This is a genomic window from Pseudomonas fluorescens, from assembly GCF_902497895.1.
Classification (GTDB): domain Bacteria; phylum Pseudomonadota; class Gammaproteobacteria; order Pseudomonadales; family Pseudomonadaceae; genus Aquipseudomonas; species Aquipseudomonas fluorescens_BP.
The window spans coordinates 1-13,608 of the sequence record NZ_CABVHQ010000054.1; the positions used below are offsets into that span (position 1 = coordinate 1).

The window sequence follows — 13,608 nt, forward strand, 5'->3', positions numbered from 1 at the left end:
AAACGTGCGGCTGCGATCATGAGTTTGATCCAGTCGGCACGGCTTAACGGCCATGATCCGTATGCCTATCTGAAGGACGTACTCACGCGCCTGCCGACGCAGCGGGCGAGTGAAATTGACGAGTTGCTGCCGCATAGATGGAAGCCCGTTTAACCATGCAAGGTGTGTTGGGCGGACGCTTACCAACAAGCGACCTGAAATCTACAATACGGTGTCCGCTTGACTTTTGATGGCAAAGACCTCCCGGCGCTTAATGCCTTAGGCCTGCAGAATAACTTCGTAGAGAGCGAGAACCGCTGGCATTACAAGGAAGGCTTCTGCGAGTTGTCGGGGATCAAATATAGCGAATTGAGCAATGGGCTCAACCCTGAGAACATGCATACACAAAGGGCGAAGCTCACCTTTACGAGTTCAGGCGAAGGCTGCATGGCCTTCAACGTGGCGATCACGGACTTCGACCACATTGAATTCTCGACTTATCAGCCAGGGTACAGCCAGATGGTGTTATCTACGCGAGTCTGGAGCGCGATAGCCGACTGAGCTTCATCCAGCGCACCATCATGCGCATGCGGTTTGACTCGTGGGTACGGGATAACCCTATCTTCGGGAAGTTGGCGCCAAAAACTTGAGCTCTACTCAGCACTAAAGAAACCCGGTTCAGCCCGGGGTTTCTCTTTGGAAAAAAGTGGAAAAAAGGGGACAGATTTATTTTTTCCAGCCTTCAGGGCCACCTGCTTAGGGAAATAAATTAGCCCCATTTTCGCTGCTTTTCGCTGCTAACAAGTGCCAAATCGAGGCAATTGCGGCAAAAGGCCACCTTCATGGCCAGCCCCTCTCGATGACCGGTCCAACACCTGAAAAAAAGCGACTATGGTTGTAAGTGATCGGTCTAATCCGGACCAGTAGTACGTTGATGGAGTTCTTATGAATAGAACCAATCTTGCTGCTGTTGTCACCACCCTACTCGCGGGAACCGCACCAACAATCTCTAACGCTGCCCTCCCTACAGAGCCGGTTTTTGCATTTGGTTTGCTGGGAAGCTACAGCGCACTCGAATTCACAGGACGCAGAAGCACGGACACCGAGCACATGCCGGAAGGAGGATTATTTCTCAACTTCGGCAACAAAATGACCGCTCAGACCGGCCTTGTTTATCATGCAGAAATCAGTGGCCAGTATTCTGAAAAACAGAATCAGAAAGTAAAGGATGGCCAAGCCGACCTGGATCTTGGCTGGAGGATTGCTTTGGATGCGTTCAATTTTGTAGATATTGTGCTGGGCGGAGGATACAAATGGAATCGCTTTCAGCCGAACTTTAAAAAGTACGACATTGATCTTACCAACCGCACTCCTTTCGCTAAAGCTGCTGCTGGCTACAATCATCAGTTCAGCACTACAACCCTGCGTTTTGAAGCGGGAATTCGAAAGGCAATAAATGGTGATGCGAAGCTAAAAATCCGTGGAATCAACAGCGAGAAACTGGATTTAAAAGATAGCACCAATCCTTTTGTCGAGCTGAGTTTCCTGTTTAATCAGCAAGGAGCGATTCCGGTTATCGCATCCCTATACTACAATCGCTTCAAATATGACCTGGATGGTCAATTTGTGGTGAGCCCTTTCGACAAACAAACCAGGGATGAGTATGGCGTAAAATTAGGCCTCGCATTTTAATGCCACGATGAAGCTTTCAATGGCTAACTCTCTTACTTGACTGAAACAAGGGAAGCTTCGCTACTTAGCCTCGCCTTCGAGGCTCAGGAATCTATAGCCCAATTGCCGAACTTCGGCTGCAGCGACCGAATCCTTTCGTACTCTTCCAGGTACTGCTCGATCATCACCGTAATCGTCACACCCTTGCGCTTCGCTCGCTCGATGCGACCCAGGCTCGCCCAACTCGGTCTCACGTTGCTTGATCCAGACCTGGACGACTTGCTTGCGGTCGAAGGTTTGGCTTTCCTGATAAACTGTCGTCCCATCCCGATTGATCCGTATCTGCGCCGTGCAGGCCGTCGAGTTGCGCTTACGTGATGTGAACGTGCCCATTTCCAGTTGCTGCATTGCTGATTTCGATTGCTGCTGTTGTAGCAACCGACCTCGAAAGACAAGGAAAAATGGGTAACAACCACTGTATAAAAGATCAGTATCAATGAATTTCGAAAAACCTGAAGTCCCCGTAAACGCTAGCAACTCCCGTACTGAGCTGTCCCGTCGCTTCAGCGTCGCGCCGATGATGGATTGGACCGACCGCCATTGCCGGTTCTTCCTGCGCCTGCTCTCCAAACACGCCCTGCTCTACACCGAAATGGTCACCACCGGCGCCCTGCTCAACGGCGACCACGACCGCTTCCTGCGCCACAACGAAGCCGAACACCCGCTCGCCCTGCAACTCGGCGGCAGTGTCCCGGTTGATCTAGCCGCGTGCGCCCGCATGGCCCAGGAACACGGCTACGACGAGGTGAACCTCAATGTCGGCTGCCCCAGCGACCGTGTGCAGAACAATATGATCGGCGCGTGCCTGATGGCGCACCCTGCGCTGGTGGCGGATTGTGTGAAGGCGATGCGTGATGCGGTGTCGATTCCGGTGACGGTGAAGCATCGGATCGGGATCAATGGGCGGGACAGTTACGAGGAGTTGTGTGATTTCGTCGGGACGGTTCGGGATGCCGGGTGTACCAGTTTTACCGTGCATGCGCGGATTGCGATTCTGGAGGGGTTGTCGCCGAAGGAGAATCGGGATATTCCGCCGCTGCAATATGATGTGGCGGCGCGGTTGAAGGCGGATTTCCCGGAGCTGGAGATTATACTCAATGGCGGGATCAAGACGCTGGCGGAGTGTCACGAGCATTTGCAGCGTTTTGACGGGGTGATGCTGGGGCGTGAGGCGTATCACAACCCTTATGTGATGGCTGAGGTGGATCAGCAGTTGTTCGGCAGTACGGCGCCGGTGATTACGCGGGCCGAGGCATTGGCGCGGTTGCGGCCTTATATTGCCGAGCATCTGGCGACTGGCGGGGCGATGCACCATATCACCCGGCATGTGCTGGGGCTGGGCACCGGGTTTCCGGGGGCGCGCAAGTTTCGGCAGTTGTTGTCGGTGGATATTCACAAGGCTAAAGAGCCTTTGGTGTTGCTGGATCAGGCGGCGGAGTTGCTTGAAGGGCGCTAGCCGGTGCAAAGACTCGCACGACCCGCCATCTGGCATTATACTTTCGCCATATGGCGCGAGCGAGGTGACCAGATATGGCAGTCCACAGCGAAGTACATCGCTATCAATCCCAAGATCCAACGAAGCCCCTGCAGTTGCTGTTTGGCAGCCGGCCACCGCATGCGCGAAGTGCTTTCGAGGTTCATGAGCTGATTGAAAGAGGGTTTCCTTCGGACGCAGTGATCAGCTTCGTTCAGTCGGTCGCTCGCTTCAAAGACAAGCAGGTCTTCGGCAAAATCATCGGACTTTCTGATCGCACCGTGCAGCGGCGCATCAAGAATCCTGAGCCGCTCACATCCGAGCAGAGCAGCAGTGCTTGGCGCTTGGCGAAAGTGTTGAGCAAGGCTGAGGGCGTGTTCGGCGATCTCCAGGAAGCGGCGAACTGGATGGTGACACCTGCGCTAGGTCTGGAAGGCCGCGCCCCAATCGATTTGCTGACCACCCAGGTGGGCTTTGAGTTGGTCGATGACTTCCTGACTCGTATGGACTATGGGGTTTATTCTTGATGACCCTGGCGTCTGGAAGTACGGAACTCTGCCTGTGGCGGCTAGACCGTAAAGAGCATGCCACGACATGGTTCAGTGGCATCGGCGCAGAATTGGGCGGTGGTCGCTGGAACTCGAAGGGAATCAAAGCGGTATACAGCTCTGCCGACCCCTCTACGGCAATCCTCGAGGTGGCGGTCCATAAAGGCTTCCGCGCCCTCGACACTGTCCCCCATGTTCTGACTGGCGCGCGCATCCTTGATCTGTCCCGGGTGCATCGTATTTCTCCAGACGATGTCCCTAACCCGAACTGGCTGGTACCGGGCACGCCCAGCCTTGGCCAACAGCAATTCGGTGATGAGTTACTGGCAGAGCACCCCTTTATCCTGATTCCATCGGCGGTCTCCCGACATAGCTGGAATATTGTGATGAATCCGGATTTGGCCGAAGGCTTGTATGAGGTCGTGCGGCAAGAAGGATTCGCGCTCGACACACGCTTGAATCCTCCAACCCACTGAGCTGATCAAGATCTCGGGTGCGGGATCCGGCCCTTGACTTAACGGAGCATCCGCTATGGCAACCGCCACACTGACCTCGAAAGGACAAATCACCATTCCGGCGCAGGTTAGGGCCTCCCTTGGCCTGGACACAGGGGATCGCATCGAGTTTGTAGCCATGGGCGATGGCAAATTCGCCATCGTGGCAGTGACTCATTCGGTCCGGGATCTCAAAGGACTCATTCGCAAGCCCTCCAAGGCTGTAAGTATCGAGGACATGAACCAGGCCATCGCAGCACAACGATCTGGAGACCAAGGCCGCTAACCGTCACTTTATTTGAACCTGTGCCGCATTTCGGCATCGTATTTATCGATACCGCGCCCCGCCTTTCAAACGCCTGTTTTCAGGTAGTTGCCGCTGGGGCCGTCGAGATGCATTCGCGCCCTTGAGTGGCTGTCAGCGCTCGGGTAATGTCAACAGACCCACAGGACAGAGCACGCTTATGACTTCCAAGCTGGATCAACTCAAGCAGTTCACCACCGTTGTTGCCGATACTGGCGATTTTGAAGCTATCGCTCGGGTCAAACCGGTGGATGCCACCACCAATCCTTCGCTGCTGCTCAAGGCCGCGGCCATTCCAGGTTATGCCGAGTTGCTGAACGCCTGTGTCAGCGACTGCAAGGGCGATATCGGTCTGGCCAGCGATCGTTTTGGTGTGGCGGTTGGGCAAGAGATTCTGAAGGTGATTCCCGGGCGTATTTCCACTGAAGTGGATGCGCGGCTGTCGTTCGACACTGACGCGGTATTGAAGCGCGCGCACCGTCTGATCGAGCTGTATGACAAGGCCGGGATTGGCCATGAACGCGTACTGATCAAGGTCGCTTCCACCTGGGAAGGTATCCGCGCCGCCGAGAAACTCGAGCGCGAAGGTATTCAGACCAACCTGACCCTGTTGTTCTCCTTCGCCCAGGCGGTTGCCTGTGCCGAGGCCGGGGTGTTCCTGATTTCGCCGTTCGTGGGCCGGATCTACGACTGGTACAAGAAGAGCAGCGGCAACGACTACACCGGTTCCGATGATCCGGGCGTGCAGTCGGTCACTCGCATCTACAACTACTACAAGGCCAATGACTTCAAGACCGTGGTCATGGGAGCCAGTTTCCGCAACCTGAACCAGATCGAGCAGCTGGCCGGCTGTGATCGCCTGACTATCAGCCCGGATCTGCTGGAGAAACTCGCCGCAGACACTGGCAAGCTTGAGCGCAAGCTGGCTCCAGGCCACGCCGGCGAACCCCGCCAGAGCCTGACCGAGAGTCAGTTCCGCTGGGCCTCCAACGAGGACGCCATGGCCACCGAGAAGCTCGCCGAAGGTATTCGTCAGTTCTCCCGCGACCAGGAAAAACTCGAAGCGCTGCTGTCCGCCAAGCTCTGACCCACGCCTGGCCCACGCAAAAAGGGCGGACCCTCGCGGGTTCGCCCTTTTTTATGTTTATGCGCAAAAGCCAGCTGCGATCATTGACGCTCGAGGGCGTTCACCAGGTCGTGGAAGGCTTCGCGGTTGGAGTCGTTGAGACCCATGAGGATCTTGTGTGCTTCGAGCACTTTGATCCGCACTACTTCTTCCGACTGGTCCTGGGATGGCAGGTCGGTCAGGCATTCCGGGCAAGGGATCGGGCGATCGACGATGTTGAACACCTGATCGAAGCCCATCGACTGCAAGAGCCGGGTGATGTCTTCGTGGGTGGTGACAACCGTCGGCAACAGGCCGACCTTCTGCCGCGAAAGGATCGACAGTTTGGCCAGCAGACCCAGGGTCGTGCTGTCTATGCTGCGGGTTTCGGTCAGATCGATCACGATCGCTGTAAAATTCAGCGAGGTGAAGATCTTCTCGATAGTCGCATCCAACGCCGAACACAGGGTCAGGCGTACTTCACCGACGAATTTAAGGACGAAGGTGCCGTCCTGCTCGGCGAACTGGATTCTTCCAGTACTCATTAAAGATTCCTGCTCAACACCAACAGGGCGATATCATCCGGCATCTCCCCTAGCGTGGCCAATCCAAATATCTGCCGCAGACCATCCAGGCTGCCGCCCGCCGATCTTACCCGTTCAGGTAAGGCGGCCTCTTTCTCTTTGAGTGTCTGCTCGGGCAAAAGATCCAGAATGCCATCGGACATCAGCGTCAAACTGAATACCGGCGGCAATTCCATCACCTGATCCTCGTAGGTGGCTTCGTTGAACAAGCCCACCGGCAGACCACGCCCTTCCAGATAACGGACACTGGTTGGGGTGTATAACACAGGCAAAGGCAGGTGACCGCCAATGCTGTAGGTCAACAAACCTGTCTCCTCGTCGATGACTCCACCGACCATCGTGACGTGTTTGCCCAGCTTACAGCTGATCAGGCCCCGGTTGATATGGCCGAGGACTTCCGAAGGCTTGAATTCCGGCAAGGTGCCGTTGCGCTTGGACTCGAACAACAACCGCGTGGTCATGAATTTCAACAGCACGGTGACGAATGCCGATGACGCGCCATGGCCGGAAACGTCTGCCAGATAGAAAGCTACCCGACGCTCGTCGACCCGAAAATAGTCGACAAAATCACCGGAGAGGTACAAAGACGGGATGATCTGGTGGGCGAACTGGAACTCGTTGATCGTCCAGGGGCTGACCGGCAGCATGTTCATCTGCACCTGGCGCCCGGCGTTCTGGTCTTCCTGCAACAGGTTCAGGCTGGCTTCGAGCTCGCGGTTGGCGGTTTCCAGCTTCACGCGGTAGCGCTGGTTCTCCAGCAGCAGACGCGCGCGATCCAGGGCCCGGCGCACAGAGTGCTCGAGCACGGCGAGGTCTTCGAGGGGTTTGATCAGGTAGTCCGCCGCGCCGAGACGCAGGGCCTCGACAGCGTCGTTCATGACGCCCGCGCCAGAAACAACGATCATCGGCGTTTGTGGAGACAGGTCGGTCACCTGACGAATCAGTTCGAGTCCGCCCATCTGTGGCATGCGCAGATCGCAGATCACCAGATCGGGCTTTGCTTGCTCGAATACCTTGAGACCCTGCTGGCCATTGCTGGCCTGAAGGACGCTGAATCCGCTGTCTTCCAAATAGGCTGCAAGGCTCGCGCGCACTACTTCGTCGTCGTCGATTATCAGCAGTGTGGCACTGGTTTTCTGCATGTGGGCAAACGGCGCCAGAATAAGGTTGGCGTAGGTGAGCGAGGCCTGGGCCGGACTCACGCTACTGGATTCGCTTTCTAGCCTCTCCGAGTCGCAATTTTCGGAGCTTATTGCCCGATTGGCGCGTTATCAGAGGTGCCCTTCTAAGGCGCAGACGGTACTCCCATCCGCGGGGCGTTTCAAGCTCATGCCGATGGTCGCCTGAGGTCTTTACCTCGCAAATGACCGGGAGTTATAAGAACAGGCAAAACCGTAACAGAATCGAAGGATAGAGACCATGGGCGTGAGGACAGTGAAAAGCGGCCCTCGCAAGGCTGGAAGCCAATACCTCGGTGGTCTGGGTCATAGATGCTCAGAAACTTGGGCTTACAATCCTGACAATGAGTTGATCATGGACAAAAACACCGAAGGCGGCCGATTGGCCGCCTTCGTTGTTGGCAGGATCAGATTTAAAAGTCGTCTTCTACCTGACCGTCCTTGACCTTGAATTCGCGGTTCTGCAGGTAGGCATTGCGAATAAAAACGTACTTGTCGCCGCTGATCAGCTTCTCGCTCGACAACAGGCTGGCACGAGTGTCGATGATATCCAGGCCGAATCCCACATTCCGCGTAGGGATGTGATTGATGTAACGGTAGGGTTCGGTGAAGCTGTCCACGTACTTGGAAGGTGCGTCACGCAAGGTACTTGGGCCCAGGAATGGCAGCATGACGTACGGACCGCTGCCCGTGCCCCAGTAGCCGAGGGTCTGACCGAAGTCTTCGTCGTTGCGCTGCAGGCCCATTTTGGTCCCGACGTCGAAGAAACCGAAGAGACCGAAGGTGGTGTTGAACATCAGGCGAGCGGTGTCGATTCCCGCTGCCCGGGGTTTGGCCTGCAACACATCGTTGGCCAGGTTGCCGACATCACCTGCGTTGCGGAACATGTTGTGGATGCCGTCTTCAAGAAACTGCGGAGTGACCGCCTGATAGCCTTGCGCCAGGGGTTTCAGGGCATAGGTATCCAGCAGATCGTTGAAGCGAAAAATCGGCCGATTGAGACTTTCCCAAGGATCTTCTTCCGTTGCTGCCTGGGCAACAAACGGAGCCAGCATGAGGCTGGCACACACAAATAAATGAGCTAGACGATTGCTCCAGCGCATAAGCAGAAACTCCTTGGTTTGTTCTGTCGCGAGGGCCAGGCCTTGCGTTAAGCGCGCTAGTATAAGACGAATCAGCTCTATTACGCAGCCTTCCACGCGGCAGCCCTGTACTTGCCTTGGCCCTTCACACCGCTGTCACTCAACTGTCATCGGCGACGACTAGCCTCGGAGGCTATTTCAGGGACGTTCATATGCCGCACGCCGAAGCCTTGCCCGTAGCCGCTCCAGCCCTGACCGCCGTGCTTTTCGGGCTCAGCGGCTGCCTGGTCGATTTCGGCGCCCGAACGCGCCAGCACAATCCCGATCAACCGCCCCACCAGCCCGCCAATGCCACGCCGGGCGCGCTGGACATCCTGCATAGCTTGCACTGCCAGGGCATCCCCTGCGCCTGGCTGGATGAACTGCCAGCGGGGGTCAGCCACGATCTGGCGGCCTCGCTGCCGGACTGGATCAAACCCGCCCGCAACGCCGAAACCAGCCGCCAATGGCCGGCACCGAATGCCTGCTGGCAGGCGCTGATGGCGCTGAATGTCGATCGCCTGGATGGCTGCGTGCTGGTCAGCGGTGAACCACGCCTGCTACAGGCCGGCCTCAACGCCGGGCTGTGGACCATCGGTCTGGCCTCCTGCGGCTCGCTGTGCGGGCTGGCACCCAGCGAATGGCAGGCGTTGAGCCAGCAAGCGCGCGAGCACAAACGCGGCAAGGCGACCCTGCAACTGTTCGGTCTCGGGGTGCATTCGGTGATCGATCATCTGGGCGAACTCGGCAATTGCCTGGCAGATATCAGTCTGCGGCGTCTCAAGGGTGAAAAACCTTGATTTGATCGAGATCATGCACTTGGCGATGGAGTGGATTACTCTAAGGTCAGGGAATGGATCTTTAACCTGCTGTAGTGGTCCATCCCTGTGCCTATCAATAAAGGGAGAACGCCATGCCTGCCCGCGACCTGCAAAAACAACTCGATACCCTGCGCGAGCAATTGGAGCAGAACCCACCGCTTTCGGAAGCAGAACGCGCCGACCTGCAATTGCTGATGCAGCAGATCGAACTCGAGATCGAAATCGAGAGAAAAACCCAGGACACCAGCCTGGCCGATGGCGTCAACCTCGCCGTAGAACGTTTCGAAGTCGACCATCCGGCGATTGCCGGCACCTTGCGCAATATCGTGATAGCGCTCGGTAATATGGGGATCTAAGCCCCCCGAATACAAAAGCCCCGCTCTTTGCAGCGGGGCTTTTTTGTTTTTGGAAGCAAGATCAAAAGATCGCAGCCTGCGGCAGCTCCTACGCCGACCGCGTACATCCGCAATCTTGGGGTAAACGCAAATCCCCGTAGGAGCTGCCGCAGGCTGCGATCTTTTAGGGGGACTACATTTTTCAGGCCTTACTGGCGAACCAACCTGAGGTTAGGCAACTCCACCGCCTCGGTGCTGCGATACGGGTTGATATCCAGACCACCCCGGCGCACGTAACGCGCAAACACCGTGAGTTTCTCCGGCTTGAGCAGGCGTTGCAGGTCGAGAAAGATCCGCTCCACGCACTGCTCGTGGAAGTCCGCGTGCTGACGGAAGCTCACCAGATAGGCCAACAGGCTGGCGTGATCCAGCGCTGCGCCGCGGTATTCCACCGCAACGCTGCCCCAGTCCGGCTGGCCGGTCACCGGGCAATTGGATTTGAGCAGATGACTGTGCACGCTCTCCTCGATCACTCGCGACTCGTCGCAACGCAGCAACTCCGGGCGCGGCTGCGCATAATCGCTGACACTGACATCCAGCTCATCGATGCACACCCCCGGCAACCCGGCCACACCTTCAGCCTGGACCTCGCCCAGAGTGCGAATCCGCACGCCCACCGGCTTGCCCGCCGCTGCCGACAGGTCGGCCTGCAGGGTCGCTTCCAGGCTGTGACGATCAGCGAACGGCGTCTGGTTCAACGAGTTGAGGTACAGCTTGAAGGACTTCGACTCAATGATGTTCGGCGAATCCGCGGGAATGCTGAACTCGCCGATGGCCACCACCGGCTTGCCGGATGGCAGCAACCAGGACAGCTCGAAGCAGTTCCAGAAGTCCACGCCCTTGTATGGCAGGGTTTCGGCGCTCAAGCCCAGCTCGGCCCATTTCGCCGCGCGCGGGATCGGAAACAGCAGAGACGGGGTGTAGGTAGAAATGTATTCACTGGACTTGCCCAGCGGCGAATGTTCGGCTGCGGGATGCATGGCGGGAACCTGACTAAATAAACCCGACAAGTCTATCAGCCTTTGCGCCCGCCTTTGAGTGCCAGGCGCTTACTGGCTGACGTTCAGCTTGCCGACCATGCCCGCCTGATAGTGGCCGGGGATGTTGCAGGCGAACTCCAGATTGCCGGCCTTGCTGAAAGTCCAGGTCAATTCAGCGGTTTTGCCCGGTTCCACCAGCACACTGTTGGGGTCGTCATGCTGCATGCTCGATCCATGCGCCATGCCGGCCTTGGAGCCGTGGCCCATTGCCGCGTGATCCATGGCGTCCGAGGATTTTGTTGCAGGCTTTATCGCGGTCGGGGTCAGCATGCCGCTCTGCTGCATTTGCAGCATCTCCTGCTGGTGCCGGGCATGCATCGCTGCATCGCCCAGATTGAACTCGTGCAGCAGCTGGCCCTTGTTGATCAGCACAAAGCGCACCGTCTCACCGGCCTTGATCTCCAGCGACGTGGGGCTGAAGGTCATGTCGCCCATCACCACCTCGACCGTGCGCGTAGCTTTCGCCGCCGGCGCCGGCGCGCCGAAGCTGTCGGTGTGTCCCGGCGACGCCCATATCGGAAAACTCAACAGCAGCAGACAACCGGCAAGCGCCAGTCGATTTCGCAAAAACATAGTCACACTCCGCCAAGATCAGGTTCAGCCTGTGGGACACTCTAAACCCGCGCGGCTGCCAGTCAGCTGACTGCTGGATTACAACTTTGTCAGGTTGCGCCCCATCGCGACCGCCCAAGGTATAAAGCCCCGTCTGTTTGTCATGAGTCGCCCATGAAACTGCTGATCGTCGAAGACCAACCGAAAACCGGACAATACCTGCGCCAGGGTCTGAGTGAAGCCGGTTTCAACGCCGAACTGGTGGCCGATGGCACCACCGGCCAACACCTGGCGCTGACCGGCGATTACGCACTATTGATCCTCGATGTGATGCTGCCCGGGCGCGACGGCTGGCAGATTCTGCAAGCCGTGCGCAGCGCTGGCCTGGACATGCCGGTGCTGTTCCTGACTGCCCGCGATGCAGTGGAAGACCGGGTGCACGGCCTTGAACTGGGGGCCGACGACTACCTGGTCAAACCCTTCGCCTTTTCCGAACTGCTGGCCCGGGTGCGCAGCCTGTTGCGCCGCGGCAGCACCACGCCTCAGGAAACCAGCCTGCAACTGGCCGATTTGCGCCTGGACCTGATCCGCCGACGGGTCGAACGCGGTGGCCAGCGCATCGACCTGACCGCCAAGGAGTTCGCCTTGCTGGAAATGCTCTTGCGCCGCCAGGGTGAAGTACTGCCCAAGTCGCTGATTGCCTCGCAGGTCTGGGACATGAATTTCGACAGCGACACCAATGTCATCGAAGTGGCGATTCGCCGCTTGCGCCTGAAAATCGACGATGACTTCCCCAACAAATTGATTCATACCGTGCGCGGCATGGGCTACGTCCTTGAAGAGCGCCCGGTCTGATGCGCCGGCTTTCTCTGAGCAGTCGCCTGGCGCTGCTGTTTGCCGCCTGTACCGCGCTGGTGTCGTTGCTGGCCGGCGTGCTCTTCAGTCGCGCCAGCGAAGGGCATTTCATCGAGCTCGACCAGCAACTGCTCGACAGCAAACTGATGGTCCTGCGCAGCGTTCTGCAAGGCGCCGACGACCCGGCCCGCTTCGCTGAACGCAAAGCCCGGTTGCAGGATGAACTCAGCCACCAACCGGATCTGTCGCTGCGGGTCAGTGCAGCCAATGGCAGCGTCTGGTTCGACAGCTCAAGCGCCCTGCCCGCTGACTTGCCGAGCGAGTCCGGCCTGCATAGCCTGCACAGCAGCGGCACCGCCTACCGGGTCTACAGCGCCGCGCTGGAACCGGACAAACCAGGCGCCCCACAACTGACCTTGATGCTCGATATCACGCATCACCAACACTTCCTGCAACGCATGCAGCATTTGATCTGGTTGACGGTTGGCCTGTCAGCGCTTGCCACCGCATTGCTCGGCGCCTGGGCGGCGCGCAGCGGTTTACTTCCGCTGCGGCGCATGAGTGAAGTCGCTGCCGGTGTGTCCGCCAGTTCGCTGACCCAGCGCCTGCCCGACGATCAGATGCCGGCCGAACTCGCTGAACTGGCCCAAGCCTTCAACGCCATGCTCGGGCGCCTCGACGACTCCTTTCAACGGCTCTCGGCCTTCTCCGCAGACATCGCCCATGAACTGCGCACACCGCTGTCCAACCTGCTGACCCACACCCAGGTCACCCTCACCCGTCCTCGGCCGCTGGAGGACTATCGCGAAGCGTTGCACAGCAACCTCGAAGAACTGCAATGGATGGCGCAACTGGTCAACGACATGCTGTATCTGGCCAAGGCCGATCATGGGCTGTTGATCCCCAAGCGTGAGCCTTTGGAGCTCGGAGACGAGGCGGACCTGCTGCTGGAGTTCTATGCACCGCTGGCCGAAGACGCCCGGATCAGCCTGACCCGCGAAGGCCGCGCGAGTTTTACCGGCGACCGCAGCATGCTGCGTCGCGCCCTCTCCAATCTGCTGGACAATGCGCTGCGGTTTACCCCGGCAGGTGGTGAGGTCGGAGTGCGGATTGTCGAGACCACACAAGGCCTGAGCCTGAGCATCGAGAACAGTGGTGACGGGATTCCCGAGGCATTGCTACCGCGCTTGTTCGATCGCTTTTACCGCGCCGATCCGGCTCGCCGCGAAGGCAGCAGCGAACATGCGGGGCTGGGACTGGCGATTACCCAGTCGATCGTCCGCGCCCATGGCGGGAAAATTCGTTGTGAGTCGGAGCATGGATGGACGCGGTTTGTGATTGAGTTGCCAAAGGTGGATTGAGGCCAGCAGCACCGGCCCTATCGCGAGCAAGCCCGCTCCCACATTAGATTTTCAGTGAACATTTGA

At 58.0% G+C, this 13,608-nt stretch carries 17 protein-coding genes and 1 pseudogene; 12 read left to right on the top strand and 6 right to left on the bottom strand.

The genetic code is table 11. From position 1 onward, the window contains the following. The 3 genes from F8N21_RS22600 to F8N21_RS22610 all read left to right on the top strand — a co-directional run. Positions 1-153: transposase domain-containing protein (locus F8N21_RS22600; protein WP_150644227.1), on the top strand; the 153-nt coding region annotated here is incomplete at its 5' end. A gap of 66 nt (positions 154-219) precedes the next feature. Beyond that, complete coding sequence (locus F8N21_RS22605) at positions 220-540, top strand: hypothetical protein (protein WP_150644228.1); 321 nt, start codon at positions 220-222, stop codon at positions 538-540. A gap of 384 nt (positions 541-924) precedes the next feature. Beyond that, positions 925-1,671 carry a hypothetical protein gene (locus F8N21_RS22610; protein WP_150644229.1) on the top strand — a complete coding sequence of 249 codons (747 nt, stop codon included), beginning with the start codon at positions 925-927 and terminating at the stop codon, positions 1,669-1,671. A gap of 119 nt (positions 1,672-1,790) precedes the next feature. Here F8N21_RS22610 and F8N21_RS22615 read toward each other — a convergent pair. Beyond that, positions 1,791-2,043, bottom strand: a pseudogene (locus F8N21_RS22615) (site-specific integrase); the annotation flags it as partial. A 103-nt stretch (positions 2,044-2,146) separates the two neighbouring features. On the opposite strand from F8N21_RS22615, the gene dusA reads away from it, so the two are divergent. From dusA to tal, 5 genes are all read left to right on the top strand, one after another. After that, the gene (dusA, locus tag F8N21_RS22620; RefSeq protein WP_150644230.1) at positions 2,147-3,166 is read left to right on the top strand and encodes a tRNA dihydrouridine(20/20a) synthase DusA; all 1,020 of its coding nucleotides are present in this window, start codon (positions 2,147-2,149) and stop codon (positions 3,164-3,166) included. A 74-nt stretch (positions 3,167-3,240) separates the two neighbouring features. Further along, positions 3,241-3,711, top strand: a complete 471-nt coding sequence (locus F8N21_RS22625; protein WP_150644231.1) for an antitoxin Xre/MbcA/ParS toxin-binding domain-containing protein — start codon at positions 3,241-3,243, stop codon at positions 3,709-3,711. Beyond that, a complete protein-coding gene (locus tag F8N21_RS22630) occupies positions 3,711-4,208 on the top strand; it encodes an RES family NAD+ phosphorylase (RefSeq protein ID WP_150644232.1) in 498 nt (165 codons plus the stop codon). The genes F8N21_RS22625 and F8N21_RS22630 overlap by 1 nt, the downstream gene beginning before the upstream one ends. 55 nt (positions 4,209-4,263) lie before the next feature. Next, positions 4,264-4,512, top strand: a complete 249-nt coding sequence (locus tag F8N21_RS22635; RefSeq protein WP_150644233.1) for an AbrB/MazE/SpoVT family DNA-binding domain-containing protein — start codon at positions 4,264-4,266, stop codon at positions 4,510-4,512. Positions 4,513-4,690: 178 nt separating this feature from the next. Beyond that, the gene (tal, locus tag F8N21_RS22640; RefSeq protein WP_150644234.1) at positions 4,691-5,617 is read left to right on the top strand and encodes a transaldolase; all 927 of its coding nucleotides are present in this window, start codon (positions 4,691-4,693) and stop codon (positions 5,615-5,617) included. 80 nt (positions 5,618-5,697) lie between these two features. On the opposite strand, the gene rssC is transcribed toward tal, so the two are convergent. The 3 genes from rssC to F8N21_RS22655 all read right to left on the bottom strand — a co-directional run bounded on the left by rssC (position 5,698) and on the right by F8N21_RS22655 (position 8,500). After that, positions 5,698-6,180: an anti-sigma factor antagonist RssC gene (rssC, locus tag F8N21_RS22645; protein WP_150644235.1), complete on the bottom strand. Its 483-nt coding sequence runs from the start codon at positions 6,178-6,180 to the stop codon at positions 5,698-5,700. Further along, positions 6,180-7,361: a two-component system response regulator RssB gene (rssB, locus tag F8N21_RS22650; RefSeq protein WP_150644264.1), complete on the bottom strand. Its 1,182-nt coding sequence runs from the start codon at positions 7,359-7,361 to the stop codon at positions 6,180-6,182. The genes rssC and rssB overlap by 1 nt, the downstream gene beginning before the upstream one ends. A gap of 449 nt (positions 7,362-7,810) precedes the next feature. Then, positions 7,811-8,500: a VacJ family lipoprotein gene (locus F8N21_RS22655; protein WP_150644236.1), complete on the bottom strand. Its 690-nt coding sequence runs from the start codon at positions 8,498-8,500 to the stop codon at positions 7,811-7,813. 191 nt (positions 8,501-8,691) lie between these two features. Between F8N21_RS22655 and F8N21_RS22660 the strand changes: the two genes are divergently transcribed. After that, a complete protein-coding gene (locus F8N21_RS22660) occupies positions 8,692-9,318 on the top strand; it encodes an HAD family phosphatase (RefSeq protein ID WP_150644237.1) in 627 nt (208 codons plus the stop codon). 113 nt (positions 9,319-9,431) lie between these two features. Next, positions 9,432-9,695 (top strand): DUF4404 family protein, encoded by a 264-nt coding sequence (locus F8N21_RS22665; protein WP_150644238.1) that lies wholly within the window; start codon positions 9,432-9,434, stop codon positions 9,693-9,695. A gap of 188 nt (positions 9,696-9,883) precedes the next feature. Here F8N21_RS22665 and queF read toward each other — a convergent pair whose 3' ends face one another. Next, a complete protein-coding gene (queF, locus tag F8N21_RS22670) occupies positions 9,884-10,714 on the bottom strand; it encodes an NADPH-dependent 7-cyano-7-deazaguanine reductase QueF (protein ID WP_150644239.1) in 831 nt (276 codons plus the stop codon). A 69-nt stretch (positions 10,715-10,783) separates the two neighbouring features. Beyond that, a complete protein-coding gene (locus tag F8N21_RS22675; RefSeq protein WP_150644240.1) occupies positions 10,784-11,347 on the bottom strand; it encodes a plastocyanin/azurin family copper-binding protein in 564 nt (187 codons plus the stop codon). A gap of 153 nt (positions 11,348-11,500) precedes the next feature. Here F8N21_RS22675 and F8N21_RS22680 point away from each other — a divergent pair, with 153 nt between their 5' ends. Together F8N21_RS22680 and F8N21_RS22685 are read left to right on the top strand one after the other, a co-directional pair. Continuing rightward, the gene (locus F8N21_RS22680; RefSeq protein WP_150644241.1) at positions 11,501-12,181 is read left to right on the top strand and encodes a heavy metal response regulator transcription factor; all 681 of its coding nucleotides are present in this window, start codon (positions 11,501-11,503) and stop codon (positions 12,179-12,181) included. Continuing rightward, entirely contained in the window at positions 12,181-13,542 is a 1,362-nt protein-coding gene (locus F8N21_RS22685; RefSeq protein ID WP_150644242.1) for a heavy metal sensor histidine kinase, read from the top strand. Before F8N21_RS22680 ends, F8N21_RS22685 begins: the two co-directional genes overlap by 1 nt. The last annotated feature ends 66 nt before the right edge of the window (positions 13,543-13,608 follow it).